The organism is Stenotrophomonas humi (assembly GCF_001431415.1).
In the GTDB taxonomy this organism is placed as follows: Bacteria; Pseudomonadota; Gammaproteobacteria; order Xanthomonadales; family Xanthomonadaceae; genus Stenotrophomonas; species Stenotrophomonas humi.
In genome coordinates, this window is the sequence record NZ_LDJI01000012.1 from 97,881 (window position 1) to 120,929 (window position 23,049).

Annotated in this window: 22 protein-coding genes; 7 read left to right on the forward strand and 15 right to left on the reverse strand. The window is 64.3% G+C overall.

The genetic code is table 11. The annotated features are described in order from the left end of the window. Positions 1–110 precede the first annotated feature (110 nt). Positions 111–929 carry an SDR family oxidoreductase gene (locus ABB26_RS06750; protein ID WP_057632918.1) on the reverse strand — a complete coding sequence of 273 codons (819 nt, stop codon included), beginning with the start codon at positions 927–929 and terminating at the stop codon, positions 111–113. 141 nt (positions 930–1,070) lie between these two features. Between ABB26_RS06750 and ABB26_RS06755 the strand changes: the two genes are divergently transcribed. Further along, positions 1,071–1,748: a hypothetical protein gene (locus ABB26_RS06755; protein WP_057632919.1), complete on the forward strand. Its 678-nt coding sequence runs from the start codon at positions 1,071–1,073 to the stop codon at positions 1,746–1,748. Positions 1,749–1,834: 86 nt separating this feature from the next. Here ABB26_RS06755 and ABB26_RS19590 read toward each other — a convergent pair whose 3' ends face one another. Together ABB26_RS19590 and ABB26_RS06765 are read right to left on the reverse strand one after the other, a co-directional pair. After that, positions 1,835–2,146, reverse strand: a complete 312-nt coding sequence (locus ABB26_RS19590) for a DUF2867 domain-containing protein (protein ID WP_338062615.1) — start codon at positions 2,144–2,146, stop codon at positions 1,835–1,837. A gap of 226 nt (positions 2,147–2,372) precedes the next feature. Continuing rightward, a complete protein-coding gene (locus tag ABB26_RS06765) occupies positions 2,373–3,038 on the reverse strand; it encodes a protein kinase family protein (RefSeq protein ID WP_057632920.1) in 666 nt (221 codons plus the stop codon). Between the two features lie 136 nt (positions 3,039–3,174). On the opposite strand from ABB26_RS06765, the gene ABB26_RS06770 reads away from it, so the two are divergent. Then, complete coding sequence (locus tag ABB26_RS06770; RefSeq protein WP_057632921.1) at positions 3,175–5,181, forward strand: bifunctional DedA family/phosphatase PAP2 family protein; 2,007 nt, start codon at positions 3,175–3,177, stop codon at positions 5,179–5,181. Between the two features lie 110 nt (positions 5,182–5,291). Here ABB26_RS06770 and ABB26_RS06775 read toward each other — a convergent pair whose 3' ends face one another. The 3 genes from ABB26_RS06775 to ABB26_RS06785 form a co-directional block, all read right to left on the reverse strand. Next, a complete protein-coding gene (locus ABB26_RS06775; protein ID WP_057633004.1) occupies positions 5,292–5,900 on the reverse strand; it encodes an LON peptidase substrate-binding domain-containing protein in 609 nt (202 codons plus the stop codon). A gap of 156 nt (positions 5,901–6,056) precedes the next feature. Then, on the reverse strand, positions 6,057–7,466 hold the full coding sequence (gene mpl / locus ABB26_RS06780) for a UDP-N-acetylmuramate:L-alanyl-gamma-D-glutamyl-meso-diaminopimelate ligase (RefSeq protein ID WP_057632922.1): 1,410 nt from the start codon (positions 7,464–7,466) through the stop codon (positions 6,057–6,059). Between the two features lie 315 nt (positions 7,467–7,781). Then, positions 7,782–8,345 (reverse strand): adenylate kinase, encoded by a 564-nt coding sequence (locus ABB26_RS06785; RefSeq protein ID WP_057632923.1) that lies wholly within the window; start codon positions 8,343–8,345, stop codon positions 7,782–7,784. A gap of 141 nt (positions 8,346–8,486) precedes the next feature. Between ABB26_RS06785 and ABB26_RS06790 the strand changes: the two genes are divergently transcribed. The 4 genes from ABB26_RS06790 to ABB26_RS06800 all read left to right on the forward strand — a co-directional run bounded on the left by ABB26_RS06790 (position 8,487) and on the right by ABB26_RS06800 (position 11,631). Next, on the forward strand, positions 8,487–9,743 hold the full coding sequence (locus tag ABB26_RS06790) for a 6-phosphofructokinase (protein ID WP_057632924.1): 1,257 nt from the start codon (positions 8,487–8,489) through the stop codon (positions 9,741–9,743). Positions 9,744–10,020: 277 nt separating this feature from the next. After that, positions 10,021–10,149, forward strand: coding sequence for a hypothetical protein (locus ABB26_RS19540; RefSeq protein ID WP_275452813.1), 129 nt, complete (start codon positions 10,021–10,023; stop codon positions 10,147–10,149). 188 nt (positions 10,150–10,337) lie between these two features. Then, on the forward strand, positions 10,338–11,033 hold the full coding sequence (locus ABB26_RS06795; RefSeq protein WP_152982583.1) for a hypothetical protein: 696 nt from the start codon (positions 10,338–10,340) through the stop codon (positions 11,031–11,033). 4 nt (positions 11,034–11,037) lie between these two features. Then, positions 11,038–11,631, forward strand: a complete 594-nt coding sequence (locus tag ABB26_RS06800; protein ID WP_152982584.1) for a DUF2846 domain-containing protein — start codon at positions 11,038–11,040, stop codon at positions 11,629–11,631. A gap of 37 nt (positions 11,632–11,668) precedes the next feature. On the opposite strand, the gene ABB26_RS06805 is transcribed toward ABB26_RS06800, so the two are convergent. Next, positions 11,669–12,178: a hypothetical protein gene (locus ABB26_RS06805; RefSeq protein WP_057632927.1), complete on the reverse strand. Its 510-nt coding sequence runs from the start codon at positions 12,176–12,178 to the stop codon at positions 11,669–11,671. Between the two features lie 241 nt (positions 12,179–12,419). Between ABB26_RS06805 and ABB26_RS06810 the strand changes: the two genes are divergently transcribed. After that, complete coding sequence (locus ABB26_RS06810; RefSeq protein ID WP_057632928.1) at positions 12,420–14,447, forward strand: sodium-translocating pyrophosphatase; 2,028 nt, start codon at positions 12,420–12,422, stop codon at positions 14,445–14,447. A 190-nt stretch (positions 14,448–14,637) separates the two neighbouring features. Here ABB26_RS06810 and ABB26_RS06815 read toward each other — a convergent pair whose 3' ends face one another. The 8 genes from ABB26_RS06815 to ABB26_RS06850 all read right to left on the reverse strand — a co-directional run bounded on the left by ABB26_RS06815 (position 14,638) and on the right by ABB26_RS06850 (position 22,959). Beyond that, positions 14,638–15,306, reverse strand: coding sequence for a glutaminyl-peptide cyclotransferase (locus tag ABB26_RS06815; protein ID WP_057632929.1), 669 nt, complete (start codon positions 15,304–15,306; stop codon positions 14,638–14,640). A 47-nt stretch (positions 15,307–15,353) separates the two neighbouring features. Further along, positions 15,354–16,574, reverse strand: coding sequence for a hypothetical protein (locus ABB26_RS06820; RefSeq protein ID WP_057632930.1), 1,221 nt, complete (start codon positions 16,572–16,574; stop codon positions 15,354–15,356). Positions 16,575–16,796: 222 nt separating this feature from the next. After that, on the reverse strand, positions 16,797–17,531 hold the full coding sequence (locus tag ABB26_RS06825) for an energy transducer TonB (protein WP_057632931.1): 735 nt from the start codon (positions 17,529–17,531) through the stop codon (positions 16,797–16,799). Beyond that, the gene (gene exbD / locus ABB26_RS06830; protein WP_057632932.1) at positions 17,531–17,953 is read right to left on the reverse strand and encodes a TonB system transport protein ExbD; all 423 of its coding nucleotides are present in this window, start codon (positions 17,951–17,953) and stop codon (positions 17,531–17,533) included. Before exbD ends, ABB26_RS06825 begins: the two co-directional genes overlap by 1 nt. 12 nt (positions 17,954–17,965) lie before the next feature. Continuing rightward, the gene (exbB, locus tag ABB26_RS06835; protein ID WP_245626155.1) at positions 17,966–18,682 is read right to left on the reverse strand and encodes a tonB-system energizer ExbB; all 717 of its coding nucleotides are present in this window, start codon (positions 18,680–18,682) and stop codon (positions 17,966–17,968) included. Between the two features lie 165 nt (positions 18,683–18,847). Further along, a complete protein-coding gene (locus ABB26_RS06840) occupies positions 18,848–19,237 on the reverse strand; it encodes a YbaN family protein (RefSeq protein ID WP_057633006.1) in 390 nt (129 codons plus the stop codon). A 43-nt stretch (positions 19,238–19,280) separates the two neighbouring features. Beyond that, positions 19,281–19,871 (reverse strand): biliverdin-producing heme oxygenase, encoded by a 591-nt coding sequence (locus ABB26_RS06845; RefSeq protein WP_057632933.1) that lies wholly within the window; start codon positions 19,869–19,871, stop codon positions 19,281–19,283. A 172-nt stretch (positions 19,872–20,043) separates the two neighbouring features. Next, positions 20,044–22,959, reverse strand: coding sequence for a TonB-dependent receptor (locus ABB26_RS06850; protein WP_057632934.1), 2,916 nt, complete (start codon positions 22,957–22,959; stop codon positions 20,044–20,046). Positions 22,960–23,049 lie beyond the last annotated feature (90 nt).

Sequence of the window (23,049 nt, forward strand, 5' to 3'; positions counted from 1 at the left end):
GCCGACCACCTCCGCTATCGCAGGCGGATGTGGTCGACATCGTCTTGGTCGGAAGTGTTTCTCGCTCCGCGGCTGGAACTGCGCCTGCGAGCCACTCCTGCCGCGCGGTTTCAGTCCAGGAACAGGTCCGGCAACAGCGGCCGCGAGGGGTCCATCGCGTAACCGCTCAGATCGGTGATGCCGGCCTGTGCCAGTACTTCGTCATCGATCAGGAACTGGCCGCTGAAGCCGGCAGCCGGGCGCGTCAGCACCGCGTGCGCGGCATCCGCCATGATTTCCGGACGACGACAACCGGCCACATCAACGCCGGGAATCATGTTGATCGCATCGGTAGCGATCACCGTACGCGGCCACAGCGCATTGACCGCCACACCCTGCGGCCCGAATTCCGCCGCCAGCCCCAACGTGACAAAGCTCATGCCCATCTTGGCCAGCGTGTAACCGGTATGCGGCGCCCACCATTTCGGATCCAGGCTCGGCGGTGGCGCCAGCGTCAGGATGTGCGGATTGGGGGCCTGCAGCAGATACGGCAGGCACGCCTGCGCGCACAGGAAACTGCCACGTGAGTTGACCTGCTGCATCAGGTCGAAGCGCTTCATCGGCGTGTCCAGCGCACCGCGCAACCAGATCGCCGAAGCATTGTTGACCAGGATGTCGATGCCACCGAACGTATCCACGGCGGCGGCCACGGCGGCATTGACCTGGTCTTCCTCACGGATGTCGCACTTCAGCGCCAAGCCCTGGCCACCGGCCGCATTCACCGCTTCGGCAGCACTGTGGATGGTGCCCGGCAACTTGGGGTTGGGCACCGACGACTTGGCCGCGATGGCCACATTGGCACCATCGCGCGCGGCGCGCAGCGCAATGGCCAAACCGATGCCACGGGAGGCACCGGTGATGAAAAGGGTCTTGCCCTGCAAGCTGCTCATGCCTACTCCGACCACATGGATATCAATCCGCATTATGCCGATGCCGGCGGGTTTTGGCGGTCGGCGGCAATATCCGGCCCGCGACATTTTCTGTTCATGCGACATGCCGATACTGGGGGCGCTCTTTTTCAGGATCCTGCAATGAAACCCCTGCTTTACACCGCCCCGCTGCTTCTGGCCCTTTCACTTGGCGCCTGCCAGAAGCCCCACACCGCGGCGGAATCCTCCCCTGTCACCAAGGATGTGACTGCGCAGACCACCGGCCTGGGCGAGACCGTGACAAAGATCGACGCCCGCGCCGTCTGGCAGGGTTCGCTGGATGCCTGCCGCGAAGCCACCACCGCAGCCGATGCCTGTCTGATCAACACCCTGCGTACCGGCGGTGCGTCGCCCTCTGCGATCAACGCGGCACGCACGTTGTCCGCGCAGGGCAAACCCGGTTACATCAGCGCGTGGCAATCGATTGAAGGTATCGGCGTGGCCACGCTGGAGTTCCCATTCCGCGCCAATACCAACCAGGGCACCTGGCTGGTGGATGCCGCCGGCAAGACCGTGGACGTGGATGAGCAGGTGCTGGATGAAGGCGTGCGCAACCTGCCCGAGTACAAGGCATTCATCGACAAGCATCCGGAGGCCAGTCCCTTCGCGCCGGCCGAGGCCAGCGGCAGCGACGCCCTGCCCGACGGCGGCGTGCGTCTGCGCTACACCACCCCGCTGCGCAACTGTCATGCCTGCGCCGACGAAGGTCAGGTCACCATCGGCTACGACTTCGATGCCAAGCGCAGCTTCAAGGGAAAGCAGCTGGTGGAACTGCGCTAGACAGGTGATCGGCACGCCGGCAGCCCGAACGCGCCCCCGGTGAACGTTCAAGATGAGCGGGAGTGCGCCCTGCGCCTCCCGGCCCGCTACGCGGGCTGATCCCTGCAATGCGGCGTCGCCATGTAGCGTCCGTATCGCTCCAACAGGCGCGGCACGATGGCGCGGTGCAAAGGCGCCACCGGCAGCATGTACAGCCGACCAAATGGCCGGTGCAGGTGAACCACGGTCGCCAATGTGAGCTCACGGCTTTCAGCACCCGGACCGAGCTGCAATGACAGCGCCACCCGCAGGTGACGGTCACTGTCCTCCAGCACGACACCATCCGTCGCCAATACCTGCGCGGTGAAGATCCCCAGCCGGTCCCCAACCGCCAGCGCGACGGGGGCAACGGCCGGCACACTGCGTCCTTCATCCCCAGCATGCGCATGCCCCTGTTGCGCATGCGCATCAAACCATCGAACCAACCCGGCACCTGCCGGGCGATGTCGAGATACGCCTGTACCGCACTGATCGGCCGGTAAGGCAGGCAGATCCGGGCAGCATGGGCAAAATGACTGCCCGCCAGCACCGGATGCAGCAACGCGCCCGACTCGATCTCCACCGTGTCTGCCCGCACAGGACCACTCATGGCTTCGGCCCCTGCCCTTCGTTGTCTTCCCAATGCAGGATGCGACGGGTGACAAAACGGTAGACCGGCTTGCCGGTGGCGAACCACAGCTCGCGTACCCAGGAGTGGCGCTTGAGCACACGCAGCTCCACCGGGGTCAACGACTCCCGGCAGTACATGCGCTTGTGTTTGAGCAGATGCCGTAGGTCCTCGCGCGCCAGCAGCCGCATCCAGCGCGAACGCGGGTTGCCGCAGACCGCCAGCTGGAAATCGATCAATGCCGGCGAGCCATCTTCGCGCACCAACCAGTTGGCTTCCTTGGCCAGGTCGTTGTGGGCGATGCCATGCCGATGCACCCGCTGCAGCAGCCGGCGCGCGGCTCGAAAGTAAGCAAGGTCGCCCCTGGGCGGCCGCTGGTACATGGCCGCCCCCTCCATGTAGCTGCGGTCCAGCCAATGGCCGTCCCAGGCCAGCAGCTGCGGGGTGGCCTCCATGCCATCGAGCTTGGCCAGCGCCCGTGCCTCACGCCGGGCCAGCCACCAGGCCGGCAACCGCAACCACAGCGGCGTGGCGCCGAGGTCACGCCGCACGAAACGGCCGTGGGCGCCCTCGACCAGCAGGATGCGACCAAAGCTGTCTGCCTTCAGCGCGGTGAATGATGTCTCTGGAATGGGTTCTGCCATGGTCACATTCTAGGCGGTGCCATTGATTCCACGGTCTTCATGCAGCGCTCCGGCAGGTGAACAAGCTACTTTCCAATCGAAATGAACCTGCAGCGCATCTGCCGGTCTGACTGAACCCTGCCTCTATAATCGACCGATGAATTCCTGGATCGACACCACGCTGACGTGGATCGCTGCTCATCCCGTCCTGGCCGGTGTCGCGATTTTCGCCATCGCCTTCTGCGACGCCGTCATCATTCTGGGCGCCATCGTGCCGGCATTGCCGTTGATGATCGCCGTGGGTGTGCTCATCGGCATGGGCGAGCTGTCCGGCCCGTATGCGGTGGCCTGCGCCACGATCGGCGCCTTCGCCGGCGACGGTTTGAGCTACTGGGTGGGCCGGCGCTGGGGTGACCGCCTGCGCGGCGTGTGGCCGTTCAGCCGCTACCCGCAACTGCTCGACCGCGGCGAACTCCTGTTCCGCCGCAATGCCTTCAAGAGCATCCTGCTGGCCCGCTACGTCGGCGCCATCCGTCCGTTCGTGCCGGCAATCGCCGGCATGGCGAACATGCCATTCATCAACTACCTCAAGGCCAGCGGCATCGCCTGCCTGTCCTGGGCGGTGCTGTTCCTGTTGCCGGGCTGGGCGCTGGGCCAGGCCTACGACGCCGTGGCGGCGGTAGCCGGCCATCTGTTCCTGGTCATTGCCCTGCTCGGTGCGATTCTGGGCCTGGTCTGGGCCATCGTGCTCTACAGCTATCGCTGGTCCGCCGCACGCATGGATGGCTGGCTTGCACGCGTGCTGCGCTGGTCACAACGTCATCCGCGGCCGCTGGGGCGCGCATTGAGTGACCTGTTCGACCCCAAGCGACGCGAATCGGTGCCGTTGGCGACACTGGCACTGATGCTGCTGCTGCTGGGCTGGGGCTGGTTTGTGCTGTTGATGGTGGTGGTGGGCCACGGTGAGCCGCTGGCGCTGGACCTGGCCGTACACCAGCTGATGCTGGCCCTGCGCAACCCGCTGGCCGACTACCCGATGGCCGCGCTGGCATCACTGGGCGACTGGCAGGTGCTGCTGCCGGCCATCGCTGCCGGCATGGGCTACCTGGCCTGGCGTCGACGCTGGATGGCGGTCGTGCATTGGCTGGCCGCACTGGCTTTCGGCCTGGCCCTGACCAAACTGCTCGGCACCACCGTGGACGTGGTGCGGCCACCGTCGGCCAGCAGCGGCTTCGGTTTCCCGTCGGTGGCGGTGACCATGGCCACCATCACCTTCGGCTTCTTCGCCGTACTGATCGGCCGCGAGCTGCCCGGCCGCACCCGCGTGTGGCCTTACCTGCTGTCCGGCGTGGTCGTCACGGTCATCGGGTTTGCCCGCATCTACCTGGGCGCGCACTGGCTGAGCGATGTCATCGGCGGCATGTTGTTCGGCATCTTCTGGCTGCTGCTGCTGGGCGTGGCCTACCGGCGCCGCTTCAACCGCTCGTTCTGGGTGAAGCCGGTGGCATGGCTGTTCTATGGCGTGTTCGTGCTGGCGGCACTTTGGTACGCACCGCGCAACGTGCCGGCCAAACTGGCCAAGTTCGAACCGGTGGCCGAAGCAACCCGGTTGATGGATGCCAGCCAATGGTGGCAGCTCGGCTGGCGTGAGTTGCCCGCGCGGCGCAATGAATTCGATGACGACCAGCGCTGGCCGCTGGACGTGCAGGTGGCCGGTCCGTTGGCACCGTTGCAGCAGCAGTTGGAGCGCAACGGCTGGACCCGGCAGCCGCAGGCCGGCTGGCAACAGGCGCTGGTGATGCTTGACCAGAAGGCCACGCCGCAGGAAGTCCCGGTACTGCCAGCCACGCTGGACACCAATGTCGAGGCGATGCTGATGCTGCGTCCGGGCACGCGTCCGGATGAGATGTATGCGCTGCGCCTGTGGCCCTCGGCAGTGCGCCTCCAACCAGGACAGGACCCGGTGTGGCTGGGCAGCGCGCAGACCCTGCGCTATCAACGCCACCTGAAATTGTTCGGCATGTGGCGCCCGCTGCGCGGCGTCGACCCGGCATTGGATGCGGTCAAGACCTCCCTGGACGGCATGCACAGCCAGCAGCAGACCCAGCCGGAAACCGGCTTACCGCTGTTGATGATCCGCAGCGGGGAGAAGCCGGCGCAGTAATGCTGCCGGTCGCTGCAGCCCCGGCTGGCGCAATGCGCCCGGGGCTCGGCCAACTGCGATGCGCTCAGGAGCGCTGCCTGCCTTTTCCCGATGCTGCGGTGATGCCGCTGTTACAGGTCTTCTTCCTGCGGCACATCGAGCTCGGGAATCCACTCCAGCAGCAGGTCCAGACGTCGATGTGGATCTGCTTCCTTCAGCAGCACCAGCCGTTGTTGTTCCTGCAACGGCAGTAGTCCGGCAAGCCGCCAGCCTACCCAGGCCGCCTGATCCAGTTGAGCCGGGCCAGCGGAGGCATGCTCGCCACCGACCTGTTCGAGAATGCGTTCAAGCAAGGTTCCCAGCAACCCATGCTCAGGCCGCAGTTCATCGTCGCTGTCGCGATCGCACCACTCCACGTCGGCATCCACAAGCCCGTTGCTGCGCACCCGCGTTTCCAGCACATGGAAGCGGCGACCGCCGCGCAGGCGCAGCACCAGCACGCCGTCGGCGCCGACATCGAAATCCTCGATTGATGCCTCCACGCCCCACGTCGCGGGGATGGCCGGCGCACCCACTTCATCACCTTCCAGAATCAGACAGACACCGAAGGTACTGCCAGTGCGACCACACTCGCGCACCAGATCCAGATAGCGCGGCTCGAATACGCGCAGGCCCATGGCCGCGCCCGGCAGCAACGTCGAATGCAGCGGAAACAATGACAAGCTTTGCAGTTCGTTCATCAGAGACAAGAACAGGTGGACCGCGATGATGTTACCGCAGCCCACCGGTGCGTATCCCTGCAGCAGCTGCATGCTGCGGACGCTATCTGCATCGCACCTCACGCAGTGCTTCAATCGTCAGCGTTGCGACTTTCGCCGCATCTGCATGCAGATGCATCAGCCCTGCAACTGCGCCAGGAACCGGCGTGGCGCGCCATCGAAGCCGCCGTTGGACATGAACACCACATGGTCGCCATCGCGCACCACGCTGCCCAACTGCGCCAGCAAGGCATCCGTATCGGCCACCGCCTGTGCATCACCACGCACCGCGGCAATCACCTTGGCCGCATCCCACGGCAATTCCGGCCGTGCCAGGAACACCACTGCATTGGCGATATCCAGCGACGGCGCAAGCGCATCGGAATGCGCCCCCAGCCGCATCGAATTGCTGCGCGGCTCCATCGCCACCACGATGCGTGCATCACCGACCTTTGCACGCAGACCTTCCAGCGTCGTGTGGATGGCCGTGGGGTGATGGGCGAAATCGTCGTAGATGGTCACGCCCTGCGCCTGGCCGATCACTTCCATGCGGCGCTTGACGCTGTGGAAGCGGGCCAAGGCCGGTGCCACGCTGGCCACATCCACGCCCACCGCGTTTGCCGCGGCAAGTGCTGCCAGACCATTGAGCACGTTGTGCCGGCCCAGCAACGACCACTGCACCGTCGCAATCTCGGCCCCTCGATGCAGCACGGCGAATGCACTGCCGTCCTGTTGAATCAGGCGCGCACTCCACTCCAGTGATGGATCGAAGCCGAACCGCTCCACCGGCGTCCAGCACCCCATCGCCAACACTTCGGCCAGATGCCTGTCCTCGCCATTGACGATCAAGCGCCCACGGCCCGGCACCGTACGCACCAGATGGTGGAACTGGCGCTGGATCGCAGCCACGTCCTGAAAGATATCGGCGTGGTCGAATTCAAGATTGTTGAGGATCGCGACCAGCGGCCGGTAGTGAACGAACTTGCTGCGCTTGTCGAAGAACGCGGTGTCGTATTCGTCGGCTTCGACAACAAAAAGCGGACGATCCGCAGGGGTCGACGCCTTGTTCCCTTCTCCCTCCGGCAGAAGCTTGCGCCCCAACCTTGCGGAAACCCCGAAATCCTCCGCCACACCACCAATCAGGAAGCCCGGCTCACGCCCGGCGGCCTGCAGCAGGAACGCCAGGATCGTGGTGGTCGTGGTCTTGCCATGCGTACCGGCCACAGCCAGCGTGTCGCGGCCCGGCAGCACCTGCTCGGACAACCACTGCGCGCCGGAGATGTAGCGTCGGCCTTGGTCCAGCACCGCTTCCACGGCCGGGTTGCCGCGCGAGAGCGCATTGCCAATGACAATTTCGTCGCAGTCATCGCTGATATTGTCGGGCAGATACCCTTGCGACAACGTAATGCCCAGGTTTTCCAGCTGCGTGGACATCGGCGGGTACACCGCCTGGTCGCTGCCTTCAACCTGATGACCGAGTTCGCGGGCCAAGGCGGCCACACCGCCCATGAAAGTACCGGCAATGCCGAGAATATGGATCTTGCTCATTGCCTGATTGTCGCCGATGCAAACACAGACCGGTATCCGTGTAGGGCAAACCCATGCGTATGTAAGGTTATCCCCGATACCCTTACGACCACTTCACACACAGAATGCCCGTTGCCAGCCGCAACACCCTCCGGTCCTACTCCCCAAGAGGCCATCCCCAGGGAGCTCATGTTGCGGGGCTCTGAGCAAGCTCATCTGCTGGCATCTACAAACGCAAACGCCCGGCTTCATGCAATGAAGCCGGGCGTTTGCGTATGACCTGTAGTATCACCGCCAGTCACCGGCTGCGGGGTTACCCGCCGCAGCCTTGTTCCTTCAGTGCTTGATCGCCGCCAGGATGCGGGCCAGCACGTCGTCCAGCTCGCCTACACCGTCCACGCGGGCCAGCGTGCCCTTGGCGGCGTAGAAGTCGATGACCGGTGCGGTGGAGTCGTTGTAGACCTGCAGGCGCTGACGCACCGATTCCGGGTTGTCATCTGCGCGGCCCTGCTCCTGGGCGCGACCGGCAATGCGCTCGACCAGCAGTTCGGTCGGCACATCCAGCTGCACGATGGCGTCCAGCGGCTGGTTGAGCTTGGCCAGCAGTTCGCCCAGCGCATTGGCCTGGGCGACATTGCGCGGGTAACCGTCGAGGATGAAGCCCGTGGCGACGTCGGCCTGGGACAGGCGCGACTCCAACATGCCCAGCAGGATGTCGTCGGAAACCAGGTTGCCCGAATCCATCACGGCCTTGGCCTGCTTGCCCAGCTCGGTGCCGGCGGCCACTTCGGCGCGCAGCAGGTCACCGGTGGAAATGTGTGGAATCTGCAGTTCTTCCTTCAGGCGGGTTGCCTGCGTGCCCTTGCCCGAACCGGGCGGTCCCAACAGAACCAATCGCATTCCTGACTCCCATATGTTTTGAGTAAACGGGACGGACAGCGGCGTTAGACTCATGGGCCGATTCACGCTGCACCGCAATATGCGCAGCTTACCGCATCCGGCCAATGTCCCGGAAATGTCCCCCGCCCGGAGAGTCTTCCCATGTCCCAAGGCACTTTGCTTTACGCCCAGTCCGGTGGCGTCACCGCCGTCATCAACGCCACTGCTTCTGCTGTCATCGCCGAGGCAAGATCCAGGAAAATCAAGGTGTTGGCTGCCCGTAACGGCATCCTTGGCGCATTGCGCGAGGAGCTGATCGACACCTCCAAGGAATCGGCGGCCAACATCGCCGCGCTGGCCCATACGCCTGGCGGCGCCTTCGGCTCGTGTCGCTACAAGCTCAAGTCACTGGATGCGGACAGGGCCAAATACGAGCGCCTGCTGGAGGTGTTCAAGGCCCATGACGTGCGTTGGTTCCTCTACAACGGCGGCAACGACTCGGCCGACACCGCGCTGAAGGTCTCGCAACTGGCCAAGGAGTACGGCTACCCACTGACCTGCGTCGGTGTACCCAAAACCATCGACAACGATCTGGCCGTTACCGATACCTGCCCGGGCTTCGGCTCGGCCGCCAAGTACACCGCCGTGTCGGTACGCGAGGCGGCGCTGGACGTGGCCGCCATGGCCGAAACCTCCACCCGCGTCTTCATCTACGAGGCGATGGGCCGCCATGCCGGCTGGCTGGCAGCGGCTGCGGGGCTTGCAGGCGAGAACCCCGACGATGCCCCGCAGATCATTCTGCTGCCCGAACGTGCCTACGACGAAGCAGCCTTCCTGGCCAAGGTGAAGCAGGTCGTGGCCAGGGTCGGCTTCTGCGTGGTGGTGGCCAGCGAAGGCATCCACACAGCCGATGGCCGGTTTGTCGCCGATGCCGGTGGTATCAAGGACTCGTTCGGCCATACCCAGCTGGGCGGCGTGGCGTCGTATCTGGCAGGCCGGGTCAAAGCCGAGCTGGGGTTCAAGGTGCATTGGACCCTGCCTGACTACCTGCAGCGTTCGGCACGCCATATCGCTTCCAAGACCGATTGGGAGCAGGCGCAGGCCGTCGGCAAGGCGGCGGTGCAGTTCGCACTGAAGGGCCAGAACTCGGTGATGCCGGTGATCGTGCGCAGCTCCGATGCGCCTTATCGCTGGAAAATCGAAGCCGCGCCATTGTCCAAGGTGGCCAATCACGAGAAAAAGATGCCAGCCGGGTTCATCCGCAAGGACGGGTTCGGCATCACCGAGAAGGCACGCCGCTACCTGCAGCCGCTGATCCGTGGCGAAGCACCGCTGCCTTATGGGCGTGATGGATTGCCGAAGTACGTGACGTTGAAGAACGTGGCGGTGGCAAAGAAGCTGCCGGGCTGGGAGGGCTGAAGATCACCTGGCGCCTTGGATTTGTTCCTGCTCGTCATTCCCGCGCAGGCGGGAATGACGAATCGGGAATCTGCTTGATCTGTGATGAACCCCGAGTGCGCTGCCGTACCCGGTTTACAGGTTGAAACGCGCTCGTACAACAGCGTACCTGCCCGGCAAAGACACCGCCAACGCCCTGCACGCTCGCTGCCCATTCGTGGCGATGACTTCAGGCAGGTGTGCCGCTGCAGTCAGCGGCGCACCCTTCGGATCAACGTCCCTCGGCTGGCGGTGCACCATGTTGCGGAAAGTACTGATCGGAATGCTCGGCTTCCTCATCGTCTGCCTGCTGGGTGCGGCCGGTTATCGCTTCGGCCAACACCTGGCACAGCAGGACGACAGCGCCGACACAACACCGCGCCATTGAAGAACAACACTGCGCCAGCGTAGGCGCGCAGCAACTGTTCGACGCTGCGACAGCATGACCTCTGTCTGGGTATCAGACCCAGGACAGCACCTGCAGGCACATTCCAAAAACACCCGCCTGCCGCTACGATCGGCCATTCAGGCGGGGGGCCTCTCAACATGTCGTTAGTCATATTCCGCTGCGCCACGATGGCGCTGGTTCTGCACGCCACATGCAGCAGCGCAGCCGCCCAGCAACAAGTCTCACCGCCAGCCCTGTCAGCGGAGCAGGCAACCCTGACAGAAGTGACTGAAGCCGTTCCCGCGATTCCGTCGGGTACGCCTGTTTTCATTGAAATCGCCGAACCACTCGCATCCTCCACACACAAGCGCGGCGACATTTTCGCCATCACCCTGGCAGAGCCATTACTGCTCGACGGTGTTGAGCGGCTCCCCCGTGGAACCCGTGGGACTGGTCAAATCATCCACGCTGCTGCTGCACGCGGTGGTGGTGCCCCCGGCGAACTGCTGATCGCCGCACGTACGCTGGAAACGGCCCAAGGCCCGCTGCTGTTACGCGGTTTCAAGCTCGGCGCCAGCGGTGAGGACAACACTGGAATGGCACTTGGCGTATCGCTCGCCGCAGGCCCGTTTGCCATGTTCATCAGGGGCCGGGAGATCGTGATTCCCGCCGGGACGCGAGGCATCGCCAAAACCAAGACTGCGCCAACACCCGCTACAAGCGCACCGCCCGTTGCGGCGCCTGGCGCCGACATCGAAGTCCAGGGACAACCAAGTGCCGCAAGCGCTATCGACCAGGTTGCCGCCTCCCCGGGCAACATCGATGCAACTGCAGTACCCGCCGTTACATCCCAGCCGGAAACCCCGGTCCAACCCAAGGAGTAGTTCGATGCGTCTACGTTCGTGTGCATTGGTCCTTTCTGCCAGTCTGCTCACCCCGCTCGGCGTTTTCGCGCAACAAGTGCAGGCACCGCCGGTTACCGATGCCGCTGTCACCGCGCAGGAAGCGCCTCCGGCCGATGCACAGTCAGCCACCGCCCCTGAAGAAGCTGAAGCCGCCGACACCTCGGCCAAGCCAACGCAGGCTGCAGGTGCTGCCGTCGCCGACAGCCCTGTCGCAGGAGAGACCGCTGCACACAGTGGGCTGATCGGCCCTGCCCCCGCCGACAGGGCTCAGATCGTCTTCTTCCGTCCGTCAAAGTTCACCGGTGGCGCGATCGGCTTCAAGGTCCGCGAAGGTGAGCAGGAACTGGGCAAGCTGCGCAGCGGCAACTACTTCATCCATCTGGCTGAGCCGGGTACCCACGAATACACCGTCCACTCGGAGGCCAAAGACGTGCTGAGCATGGAAGTGGAAGAAGGCGAGACCTACTTCGTGCAGGGAACGATCACCATGGGTGTGTTCGCTGGCCGCCCCAACCTGTCACCGTCCGATGAAAACACCTTCAACGGCATGGCCGACAAGCTGAAGCTGCGCGAATAGGCAGCTCAGAGGGAGAGCAGTCTTGATCCTGCCGCACTCAGCGACAGGGTCTGCCTTCCATCTGCAGACGCGCCGAATACGCCGGCAGCGCAGCCAGGCGACCGGCAGCCGCCTGCGCCTTGGCGTCTTCCAGGTACACGCGGTTCTGGCCCTGCCCGTCCAGTGCCACCTGCTGGCCCGCCGGCTTGCGCCACACCTCGACCAATGCCTGCTGCGAACGGCAGGCCGCTGACGGAATGCGTACCACCTCATTGAGTTTCCAGCCGTTGGCTTCGCTGGGGTTGACCTTGGCGAACTCCAGGAACATGGCACGCGGCTGGCAGTGTTCACTGGTGCGCACGAGCTGCATGTCATAAGGCGCACCGGCATCACCGGTAAAGCGACCTTCGATGCGCGTGCAGGCTTCTGGAATCTGCCTCACGGTGTGCAACGCAGCATCGGCCTGCGCGCTGGCGGCCGGCCGTTCGATCTCCGGCTTGGGGTTGGCGGCCAGCAGCGGCAACGGCAGCGCGGCAAACAGGATCATGGGGAATGCGGCTTTCATCATCGGGAGTTCCGTATCGGCAGGCTGCCGACGTTGCCAGCGTGCGGCTGAACCATCGGGCAAGAGTGAACGCGGCTGGCGGCCGAGACAGCCGCCAGTCATACTCGAACCGCCTCAGAGTGTTTGAACACAGCGACACGTACCACAGCCGCATGCGGCCCGGGTCTGTTCCAGTGCTTCGATCTACCCGGCGTGTCCCCGCTTCATCCACAGCTGGATGGCATCCACCAACGCTGGAGGGGTCATGCTCGAACAGTACGGTCTTGTGCTTTCGCTTGTCTGCGCCGCTGTCGCCATCGTCTACGGCATCATCTCGGCCCAATGGGTCCTACGACAACCTGCCGGCAATGCCCGCATGCAGGAAATCGCCTCCGCCATCCAGGAAGGCGCGCGGGCCTACCTCAACCGCCAATACCTGACCATCGCGCTCGTCGGCGTGGTGTTGTTCGTACTGGTCGGTTTCTTCCTCAGCTGGTACACGGCGATCGGTTTTGCGATCGGCGCGGTGCTGTCCGGCGCGGCCGGTTACATCGGCATGAACGTGTCGGTTCGCGCCAACGTGCGCACTGCCGAGGCGGCCCGCAACGGCATGAGCGCGGCGATGGATGTGGCATTCCGGGGCGGCGCCATCACTGGCATGCTGGTTGTTGGCCTGGGCCTGCTCGGCGTGGCTGGGTATTACCTGATCCTGCAGCGCATGGGGCTGAGCCAGGCCGATAACCTGCACGCGCTGGTGGGCCTGGCATTTGGCAGCTCGTTGATTTCGATCTTCGCGCGACTGGGCGGTGGTATCTTCACCAAGGGTGCGGACGTGGGCGCGGATCTGGTCGGCAAGGTGGAAGCCGGCATCCCCGAAGACGACCCGCGCAACCCGGCAGTGATCGCCGACAACGTCGGTGACAACGTCGGCGACTGCGCCGGCATGGCAGCCGATCTGTTCGAGACCTACGCGGTGACGGTGATCGCCACCATGCTGCTGGGCGGGATGATGATGGACGAGGTCGGCCGCAACGCGGTGCTGTACCCGCTGGTGCTGGGCGGTGTGTCGATCATCGCATCGATCATCGGCGCCTTCTTCGTCAAGGTGAAAGCCGGCGGTTCGATCATGGGCGCGCTGTACAAGGGTGTGATCGTCTCCGGGGTGCTGGCGGCCATCGCCTTCTGGCCGGTGACCACGCAGCTGATGGCCGATTCCAGTCATGGCGCCACCAACCTGTACGTCTGCGCCTTGATCGGGCTGGTGCTGACCGGTTTGATCGTGTGGATCACCGAGTACTACACCGGCACCCAGTACAAGCCGGTGCAGCATGTGGCGCAGGCGTCCACCACGGGCCATGGCACCAACATCATCGCCGGCCTCGGCGTGTCGATGAAATCTACCGCATTGCCGGTGATCGCGGTGTGCGTGGCGATCTGGCTGGCACACCATTTCGGCGGGCTGTACGGCATCGCCACCGCCGCAACGGCAATGTTGTCGATGGCCGGCATGATCGTCGCGCTGGATGCGTATGGGCCAATCACCGACAACGCCGGCGGCATTGCCGAGATGGCCGATCTGCCGCCGGAAATCCGCAACATCACCGACCCGCTCGATGCGGTGGGCAACACCACCAAGGCAGTGACCAAGGGCTATGCGATCGGGTCGGCCGCGTTGGCTGCGCTGGTGCTGTTTGCCGACTACACGCACAACCTGCAGATGGCGCATCCGGGCGAAATCTTTGCCTTCGATCTGTCCGACCACACGGTGATCATCGGCCTGTTGATCGGCGGCCTGATTCCGTACCTGTTCGGTGCGATGGCGATGGAAGCGGTCGGCCGGGCGGCGGGCGCGGTGGTGGAAGAAGTCCGCCGCCAGTTCCGTGAGATCCCCGGCATCATGCAGGGCACGGCCAAACCGCAGTATCACAAGGCCGTGGACATGCTGACGCGTTCGGCGATCAAGGAAATGATTGTGCCTTCGCTATTGCCGGTTGCTGTGCCGGTGGTGGTTGGGCTGCTGCTCGGGCCGAAGGCATTGGGTGGCTTGTTGATCGGCACCATCGTCACCGGCTTGTTCGTGGCCATATCGATGACCACCGGCGGCGGTGCCTGGGATAACGCCAAGAAGTACATTGAGGATGGTCACTTCGGCGGCAAGGGCAGTGAAGCGCACAAGGCGGCGGTGACCGGCGATACGGTGGGTGATCCGTACAAGGACACGGCGGGGCCGGCGATCAACCCATTGATCAAGATCATCAATATCGTCGCGTTGTTGCTGGTGCCGTTGCTGTAATCAAAACCAGTTGCGCACCGCACACTCGCCCCTCCCCCGCTCGCGGGGGAGGGGCTCTTGTATCCCGCATTGGCTGCGTGGAAGGTGCATGGAACGTCCCGACAACCAGAAGCAGTTGTCGTTGCGGCGTAAGCCGCGAAGCCGATGTGTCATCAGCCACCCATGATTCGTGGCATGAGAACAACACTACTCAGCGCGGGCGTTTCACCGCATACACCCTGCCGTCGTTGCCGCCACCGCAATAGAACAGCTCGCCGCCATCCGCTTCCAGTCCACTGACACTGATCCCGTCTGGCATCTGCAGGCGCTCAAGCACCGCGCCGGTATCGGCCTGCAGGCGACGGATGTCACTCTGCCCTGCCTCACCCGTGGCATGCCAAAGTTCCCCGTCCACCCAGGTCACGCCGGTGACGAAGCGGTCGGACTCGATCGTGCGCAGGATCTTGCCGTTGGTCGGATCGATCTGATGAATTTTCCGCTGCCGATACTGCCCCACCCACAGACTGCCTTCTGCCCAGGCCATGCCGGAATCCGTTCCGCCGCCCGGCGCGGGAATCGAAGCCAGCACTTCACCGCTATGCGGATCGACTTTGTCGATGCGCGCTTCGGCGATCTGCCAAAGATAGGTACCGTCGAAGGTGGTACCGGCATCGCAGGGCACCGCCAACGTGCGCACCGGCTCACCATTGCGCGGGTCAAAAGCCACCAGCGCCGCGCCAGTGGCAGCCCAGACGTTGTGCCCATCGAAGCTGACGCCATTGATGGTATCCGAGCCGGCAAACGGGCCGTATTCGCCTACCACCTCGGCGGGTCGAACCTTGCTAGTCGCCGCTGTAGGAGTGAGGGTTTCCGTATTCATCGCTGCATTCTCCTGGCATGTCCGCGATTGGCTGCCTGTCACCGACACTAGTCAATCGGCAGCGCAGCAGGGAGTAACAAGATCGTCGTGAATCCGCTCAACGGCATCGACCGCCAGCGCTGCGCTCGACCGCGTCCGTTGGAGTACACACGCCCTGCCGTCTCCAGCTCGATCAACGCCCGTTGCACGTTGCGCTGGCTGACTCCCAACGCCAAGGCCAGCGCCGAGGTTGACCATGCGGCGCCATCGGCGAGCAGTGCGACCAGCGCGCCCTGTTCACCTTCGATGGGTGGGAACAGCACCTTCACCGAGGTGGCCGAGCAAGGTGACAGGCGAAAGCCCGTCGCCGTGGCTTCGATACGCGCCTGCGCCGCGATGAGTCCGCGCAACCTGCCGATTTCCACTCGCAGCCGGGCTCGCAGCGTCTCGTCGGAATGACGCATGCCAAATGCGCGTGAGATCAACACATCGCGGTCAACGTCGCCCGGCCAGGCTTCGGCCAGTACGCGGGCAAGCTCGAACAGCACGGGACGCCTTGCCAACGATTGCCAGCGGGCTCCCGCCAGTACGCCGCGACGGCAGCCGTCCACGATCAGTGCTCCAGACTCCAGCAACTGCTGTACCTGATCGATACGCAACAACTGATCCGCGCCTCCACCAAGGCAGCGCGCAGCCGGTTGATCCAGTTTAGTGCGGGCTTCAGCTACTTCCATCTGCAGCGCCGTGATTCCTGCCTCAGCAGCCGCCTCGCGGGCGCTTTCGAGCAATGAATGTGCCTGCCCGATCCGCATCCGGCGCATTGCCAACGTTGCAGCTGTCAGCCCGGCCATCGCGCTCAGCGCGGGAGGCAAGCGCCTGCCGTCCATCCGACTCAGCGCATGTGCCGCATCATCCAGTCTGCCCAGCAGCAACAACCGTCGCGCCAATATCAGCCACGCCTGCAATGCATTGGCCGTATCACCATTCGAATCAAGCACGGCCGCGATAGCTGACAGCGGTTCGGAAGAACCGCCGAGTTCACGCAGTGCCAAAGCCACTTCGGCTTCGGCCAGTCCGCAGCGCGCACGCGCCAGCACCTCGTGCGTGTCGAAGCCACGCTGCGCACGTCGCAGCAGTTCCCGTGCAAGCGACAGGTCGCCCAGCTGGGCCATTGCGATTCCGCGCAACGCCAACGCCGGTGGATCCTCACGCAACGCGACGTGCTTGAGCGCGGTGAGGACGTCACCGGTAGCGAGGGCGCGGGCGGATGCTGCGATCAGGGAATCCATGGGTGCAGGCTAACTGCGGAGATGCGCAGATGCACTTTTCCGTGACCGCGCCGGTTGCGATCGGCGTGCTGCCGGGGTTCTTGCGGGTGCTGGATGAGTACTGGCGGGATGTCCAGATGCGTCGAGCTGCAAGAGAACGGCGATGAGCACTTTCTTCCCTGCCCTCCCCCGAAAGCAGCAGAGGGGACGACCTGCGCCCCCGGCTCACCTGGGCGCTGTTGTCTACCTGCGATTGATGAAGAATTCCACCGGCACCATCACTTCCACCGGATCGCCGCTCACCTCCGCAGGGGGCGGCGGTATGGGCGTTGCCCGCGCAATGGTTTCCAATGTGGCCTGGTCCAGCGCATCGTGGCCGCTGCTGCGACCAATCCGTGGATTGCTCACATTGCCCCGGCGGTCCACGCTGAAGCGCACATACGCCACGCCTTCCTGGCGCATGCGTTCGGCAAGCCGCGGATACCGGCGGTACTTTTCCAGATGTCCCAACAACAGCCCCTGCCAGGTGAGTGACGCCTGCGCCCGTTGGCCGGAGGTGGTCTGCCTGGCGGCATAGCGATCGCTGGGCGTGGCGGTGACATCCGGTGGCGCGAGGGTCTGGTCGACGTTGTGCGCATCCGATGCCGGCTGCTCGCGCGGCTGCGGCGGCACGTAGGCGTCCACAACCTCCGGTTCCTGCGGTGGTGGCTCACGCTCAACGCGCGGTGCCGGTGTGGGTTCGCTGCGCTGTTGCTCCTGCTGCGCTGGACCGGGCGGAATCTCGGTGGGTACCGCAGGCGGTGCTTCCGGTGACTCGGCCAGCTCCACCATCACCGCCTCCAGCGGTTGCGGATCGAGCAGCACGGGAGGTGCACGCAAACTCCACCACAAGGCCACGCCGATCACCACGACGTGCAGCAGCACCGCGACCAGGAAGCTGCCGCCCCAGCGCAGACGGGAAGATGCGCACCAGCCCATCACGGCGCCTGCTCTACCCCGACCAGCGCCACTTTCAGATAGCCGGCGCGACGCAGTGCATTCATCGTTTGCATCAGGTCGCCATAGGCGACCGAGCGATCCGCACGCAGGAAGATGCGCTGCGCGTGATCCCCCTGCGTACGTCGGTCCAGTGCGGTTCCCAGTGCCGTGGCGGTGACGATTTCCTCGCCCAGGCGCAGTGACAGATCCGCCTGCACCGTCAGGAACAGCGGCTCTGCATCACGCGGCTGCGGTTTGGCGCTGCTGGCCGGCAGTTCCACCGGCACGTCCACGGTGGCCAACGGCGCGGCAACCATGAAGATGATCAACAGCACCAGCATCACGTCGATGAAGGGCGTGACATTGATTTCATGCGATTCGTCCAAGGTCTCGTCGGACTCGCGGGAAGTGCGGATCGCCATGACGTGGTGGCCTCAGCGCGCGTTGCGCGGCTGCGCGCGGCCGCAATCCAGATCGCGCGAAACGATCTGCTGCACGCTGGCCGAGATGTCGCCGCCCAGCGCGCGCAACGTCAGCAGCCGCCGACTGAAGTAGTTGTAGATGACCACGGCAGGAATCGCGGCCACCAGGCCCATCGCCGTGGCCAGCAATGCTTCGGCGATGCCCGGCGCGACCACCGCCAGATTGGTGGTGTTGGATGCGGCGATGCCGACGAAGCTGTTCATGATGCCCCACACCGTGCCGAACAAGCCCACGAACGGTGCTACCGCCCCGATGCTGGCCAACAGCCCGACGCCGTGCCGAAGTTGCCGGCTGCTGCCCAGCTCGATGCGCTCAAGCCGCGAGCCGAGGCGCTCCTTGATGCCCTCATGGCCCTGCGCATCCACCGACAGCGTCAGCTCGGTGCGGGCTGCGTCCAACATGGCGCGCGCCAGCCCCGGCTGCTGCAACTCCGGCTGCGCATCGGTGATGTCCAGGCTGCCACTCGTATCCAGCAATTGGCGGGCGGACTGCAGTCTGCGGCCGATGCGCCCCAGCTCCAGCGTCTTGGCGATCAGCACCGTCCAGGTGGCCAAGGATGCCAATGCCAGGCAGATCATCACTGCCTGTACCACCCAATCGGCGGACTGATACATGGCCCAGGGCGTGAGTACCTGCGTGGTGGCGTGTGGAGAGATATCAGCGTGCATGTATGAGTTCCGGATCGTCGTCATGAAAATTCGCACTGGCGATCTGGCTGGTGCGTTGAACAGGAAGCGAAGCAGCGCCTCCCGTGGATGGGGCGCTACGATAGTGCGTCGACGTGTGTGGTGAATGAACCGAATCGATCCGCGCGGCGGGGAAATTCCGTTGCATCAGCGCTGCTCCGTGTCGTTCGCAGGCTGCTCGCGCGGGCTTGGCCGCGACAGCACATAGGCGGCACTGGCGAGAAAGAACAAGCCCACGCACACCGCCAGTTTCCAGCCCGGATGCGCTCCGATGAAGAACAACACGTAGCCCAGCGCCATGCCGGCAGCGGCAAATACCTTTCCCTTGCGACTCACCGCGCCCTGTTCACGCCAGAGCGTCAGTGCCCGGCCATAGCGCGGGTGCTGCAACAGCCACGCTTCAAAGCGCGGCGAGGATTTGGAGAAGCACCACACCGCAAGAATCAGGAAGATGGTGGTCGGCATCACCGGCAGCAATGCGCCGATCACGCCAAGCGCCACCATCACCCAACCCAGGCAGAACCACAGCCAGCGGATCACGGCCAATCCTCCCTGGCTTCAGGCCGTGCGCTGGCGTGCATCAGGCAAATTCCTGCTCGACATAACCGCGCACGGTACGGAACGCCACGTTCGCGCCTTCGATGGCGGCAGCTTCCTGCGCCTCGGTCATGGCAATGGCATCCAATGCGGCCGTGAACTCGCGCCAATGACGGGCCGCGCCATCGGGATGCGCGGCCAGGTGGCTGGCACCAAATGCCGCACCCAGCCCCAGCTTCGCCGCCAGCTTGAACAGAATGGTGCCGCCGAGGTTGGAACCCTCGGCCACGTACAGCCAGCCCAGCGCCTGCGGCAGTTCGATATCGTTGGGAATGACCGCGGCGGTTTCGGCCGGAATGCCCTGCCCCAGATCGCCGAGATCGGCAGCAATCTGTGCAAGCCGCTGGCGTTGTTCAAGGTCTGGCAACAGTGCGCGCAACAAGGGCGTTGCGTACAGCGTCTGAATGTCGCGGTGGAAGCGGTACTGCACCCGCACGAACTTCGCGAAACGCTCGCGGCTGACGAAGATGTCCTCGGACATGATGCGTTTATCCAACGAATCATGGGTGCTGCTGGTGGCTGCCTTCAGGCGTTGACTGCGGAGGGAGCCGGCAAGGGTTTCGGTGGTGGTCATGGCATGCAACAACGTAACGGAGGGGGAGCCGGCGGCATCGCGCACGATGCGGTTGCCGGCTATCAGGGTTAAGACGTCTGTCGGGGGCACATCCCCCAAGCTGCGCCGCCACATCCGTTGTGACGTCTGATCCCGGCAGCACTGCTGCCGGGATCATGGCTTGCGACGTGGATCAGTAGCGGAACGTCAACGCCATCCGCGCGGTACGACCCGGCGCCGGCAACACCCCCAGCGCGAGTGGGTCCAGGTAGTAGCGATCGGTGGCGTTGTCGAGGTTCACATCCACCGCCCACTGCTCATTGAACGACCAGCTCGCGAACAGGTCGACGATGGTCGCCGGGCGATACAGCTGCTGGATAGCCGACAGGCCGACATTCCATTCCTTGTCCAGCTTGCTGATTGGTCCGGCGTTGTGCACCACGCGGGTGCCGAACGTCAGCCGCTCGTCGAACAGGCGCGCCCCGAGCGTGGCGTTGACCGTGTAGCGCGGCGGGTTCTGGGTATTGCTGTACGAACCCTCGAAGCCACCATCCACGCAATTGGGCGTGTTCTTCAGTTCCTCGATGTTGCGCTTCACTCCGTATTCGCGACGCTCGGCCGCGATGTCCGGCGCACAGGTCTTGGCCTTGAAGTAGTAATGCGCGGACAGGTCGGCGAACACCTTGCCAGCGTCATAGTTGGACTGGAACTCCATGCCCGACACCTTGAAGCGATCGACATTCCGGATCAGGCCGGCCGACAGTGTGCGGTAGTCGCGGGTGATCAGGTCATCGACGCGGGTATCGAAGTACGCCAGCTTCAGCGCCAACTGATCGCCACCGATGAACAGATCATGCTTGATCGTGCTGGCGCCGATTTCCCAGCTGCCGGCGCGTTCCGGCTTCAGCTCACCCACCGGTTTGGCGGCAGTGAACAGGCCCAGCGTGGTTTCAAACAGACTCGGCAGCTTGGTGCCTTCGGCGTACTTCACGTACACCATGCTGTCTTCATCGAAACGATAGGTGACGCTGGCACTGGGCGAGAAGGCGCTGTCGCGGCGGTGGATCGGCCTGGACCAGGCCCAGCTCACCGGGACCATCAGGTCTTCAGCATCGTCGGCATCATGGAAGTTCCATCCTCCGATGTCGGCCACCGTACCCCTTTCGTAAGGCGAGGCCAGCAGCGAGGCTTCGGTGAAGTTGCCCTCCGCATCCGGGTACCAGTTCAACATCGCGATGCGCTTGGCACGCCACGACGGAAGGTTCGGGTCGCCATTGAGCAGCTGGGTGTAACGGTACTGACCGTCCGCCTCGAAGCGGTCTGCGGTGGCCAGTCGGTTGCGGTCCTGCACGTTCACGCGGTTCCAGCGGCCACCGAGCATCAGCTCCCAATGTTCATCGGGCTCCCACTTCATCGACGCCACAGCGCTGTATTCCTTGCGCTCGGCATTGCGCAGGAAGCGGTTGTTGACGATATCGTCGTGCATCACCGGCGCATTCGGGCGGATGTCCTCGTCGCTGAGCGACAGGCCATAGTCGAAGGTAAACAGACCGGCGCGGGTATCCAGCAATGAGGTATTGCTCACGTCCAGACCAAAACGCTTCTGCTTCAGCGGATTGGCGTAAGCGTCCTTGTAGCCGGGGTTGCCGCTGAAGCTCGGCGCGTCATACCACTCGGTGCGACGGTCGTAGTACCACGGCGTGATGCCGGTGAGGCTGTTGTACATCAGGCTTTCGGCATCGGTGAACCAGGCATTGGCCCGCAGGTCGACCAACGCGCTGTCCGGGTTGAAGCGATAACGCAGGCTGTAGCTGTCCATGTCGACGTGACCCGGATCCCACTGCGGTACGCGGTCACGGTCCACGCGGATGATCTGCGAGGCCATGATCTCGCCAGCCGTGCCCTCGTAGCGGCGGTAACCCAGCTCCAGGGTCTGCGCGTCATCGATGCGCCAGGTGCCCTTGAGCAACGCCGACTCCGACCGCGAGGAGGTATTGAAGACCTCCGTGCGCGGCGGGTTCAACGGCGCCAGCGTGCGGCGCGCCTGCGGGAAGTCGTCGTAGCCGTGCTTGCCACCAAAATAGTTGCCGGTATCGCGCCAGGCGTAGGCCGCTACCAGATCGAAGCGATCCCAGCGCTGGGCCACGGCGACGTTGGCGAACTGATTGCCGGTGGCGTTGCGGTCGGTGCGCGGAGCAGCACTGTAGTCCGGCACGTTGTTGGCGCTGTTGTTGGCCAGGCCGGTGCGCACGCGGATGCCGCTGTCACGCCCTTCGCGCAGCACGTCATCGACCTTCAGCGTTTCCATTTCCACCACGCCCCCAATGCCACCGGAGGCGTTGGCCTGCAAGCTCGGGCCCTTGGTGATGGTGATGTTGGAGATCAGGTCCGGATCCAGATAGGTACGCTGCGACTGCCCGGCGTAACCGCGATAGGTATCCATGGTGGACTGGCCACCATCGATGATCACCGGGATGCGGCTCTGGCCCTGGATGCCGCGGATGTTCACGTCCAACGCGTTGCCCACGCGCGGATCACCGGCGGTCACACCGGCCACGCCCTTGATGATGTCGGCGGTGGACGTGCCACGGAACCGTTCGATGGTCTGCTGCGGGATGTAGGCGGTCGAGCCGGTGGTGCGGTAGGTATCGAGCAGACGCGCGGCATCGCTGCCGCTGCCCTGCCCGTCACGCTGATCGCCAGCCACGCTGAGCGTGCTGGTGACGACCAGGTCTTCCTCGGCCACACCAGCCGGCAGCTTTTCCAACGTCACCGCACCACTCCCTGCAGCGCGGGCGACGATGCCGGTACCACGCAGCATCTGCTGCAAGGCCGCCGACGGCGCCAGTTGCCCGGAAACCGGCATGGATGTCGCGCCATCCGCCAACGAAGCCGCATATGCCACCTGCACACCCGACTGGCGCATGTACTGACCCAGTGCCGTGGCCAGTGGCTGTGCGGGAATATCAAACTGCACCGATGCGGTCGCAGCAGTGGTCTGCGCCGATACGGAAACGGCCGGCGTCAGCATCGCCAGGCCAGCGGCCAACATCGCGACATGCAGACGGGACAGGCACAGGCGTGGGCCGGCGCGGAAAGAACTGGGCATTGAAAAATCCTGTTGTCGAAGCCGCAATGAGGCGGCGGGGGTTCGACGTACGTGGCGGCGGCTGAGGTACGGTCGGGGTTAAGACGAATG

Excerpts from the sequence above, each read along its gene's own strand:
- ABB26_RS06765 (WP_057632920.1), bottom strand. The coding sequence starts at position 3,038 with ATGGCAGAACCCATTCCAGAGACATCATTCACCGCGCTGAAGGCAGAC.
- ABB26_RS06810 (WP_057632928.1), top strand. The coding sequence starts at position 12,420 with ATGCTCGAACAGTACGGTCTTGTGCTTTCGCTTGTCTGCGCCGCTGTC.
- ABB26_RS06800 (WP_152982584.1), top strand. The coding sequence starts at position 11,038 with ATGCGTCTACGTTCGTGTGCATTGGTCCTTTCTGCCAGTCTGCTCACC.
- ABB26_RS06825 (WP_057632931.1), bottom strand. The coding sequence starts at position 17,531 with ATGGGCTGGTGCGCATCTTCCCGTCTGCGCTGGGGCGGCAGCTTCCTG.
- ABB26_RS06795 (WP_152982583.1), top strand. The coding sequence starts at position 10,338 with ATGGCGCTGGTTCTGCACGCCACATGCAGCAGCGCAGCCGCCCAGCAA.
- exbB (WP_245626155.1), bottom strand. The coding sequence starts at position 18,682 with ATGCACGCTGATATCTCTCCACACGCCACCACGCAGGTACTCACGCCC.
- ABB26_RS06785 (WP_057632923.1), bottom strand. The coding sequence starts at position 8,345 with ATGCGATTGGTTCTGTTGGGACCGCCCGGTTCGGGCAAGGGCACGCAG.
- mpl (WP_057632922.1), bottom strand. The coding sequence starts at position 7,466 with ATGAGCAAGATCCATATTCTCGGCATTGCCGGTACTTTCATGGGCGGT.
- ABB26_RS06750 (WP_057632918.1), bottom strand. The coding sequence starts at position 929 with ATGAGCAGCTTGCAGGGCAAGACCCTTTTCATCACCGGTGCCTCCCGT.
- ABB26_RS06790 (WP_057632924.1), top strand. The coding sequence starts at position 8,487 with ATGTCCCAAGGCACTTTGCTTTACGCCCAGTCCGGTGGCGTCACCGCC.
- ABB26_RS19540 (WP_275452813.1), top strand. The coding sequence starts at position 10,021 with ATGTTGCGGAAAGTACTGATCGGAATGCTCGGCTTCCTCATCGTCTGC.
- ABB26_RS06820 (WP_057632930.1), bottom strand. The coding sequence starts at position 16,574 with ATGGATTCCCTGATCGCAGCATCCGCCCGCGCCCTCGCTACCGGTGAC.
- ABB26_RS06775 (WP_057633004.1), bottom strand. The coding sequence starts at position 5,900 with ATGAACGAACTGCAAAGCTTGTCATTGTTTCCGCTGCATTCGACGTTG.
- exbD (WP_057632932.1), bottom strand. The coding sequence starts at position 17,953 with ATGGCGATCCGCACTTCCCGCGAGTCCGACGAGACCTTGGACGAATCG.
- ABB26_RS06770 (WP_057632921.1), top strand. The coding sequence starts at position 3,175 with ATGAATTCCTGGATCGACACCACGCTGACGTGGATCGCTGCTCATCCC.
- ABB26_RS06845 (WP_057632933.1), bottom strand. The coding sequence starts at position 19,871 with ATGACCACCACCGAAACCCTTGCCGGCTCCCTCCGCAGTCAACGCCTG.
- ABB26_RS06755 (WP_057632919.1), top strand. The coding sequence starts at position 1,071 with ATGAAACCCCTGCTTTACACCGCCCCGCTGCTTCTGGCCCTTTCACTT.
- ABB26_RS06805 (WP_057632927.1), bottom strand. The coding sequence starts at position 12,178 with ATGATGAAAGCCGCATTCCCCATGATCCTGTTTGCCGCGCTGCCGTTG.
- ABB26_RS06815 (WP_057632929.1), bottom strand. The coding sequence starts at position 15,306 with ATGAATACGGAAACCCTCACTCCTACAGCGGCGACTAGCAAGGTTCGA.
- ABB26_RS06850 (WP_057632934.1), bottom strand. The coding sequence starts at position 22,959 with ATGCCCAGTTCTTTCCGCGCCGGCCCACGCCTGTGCCTGTCCCGTCTG.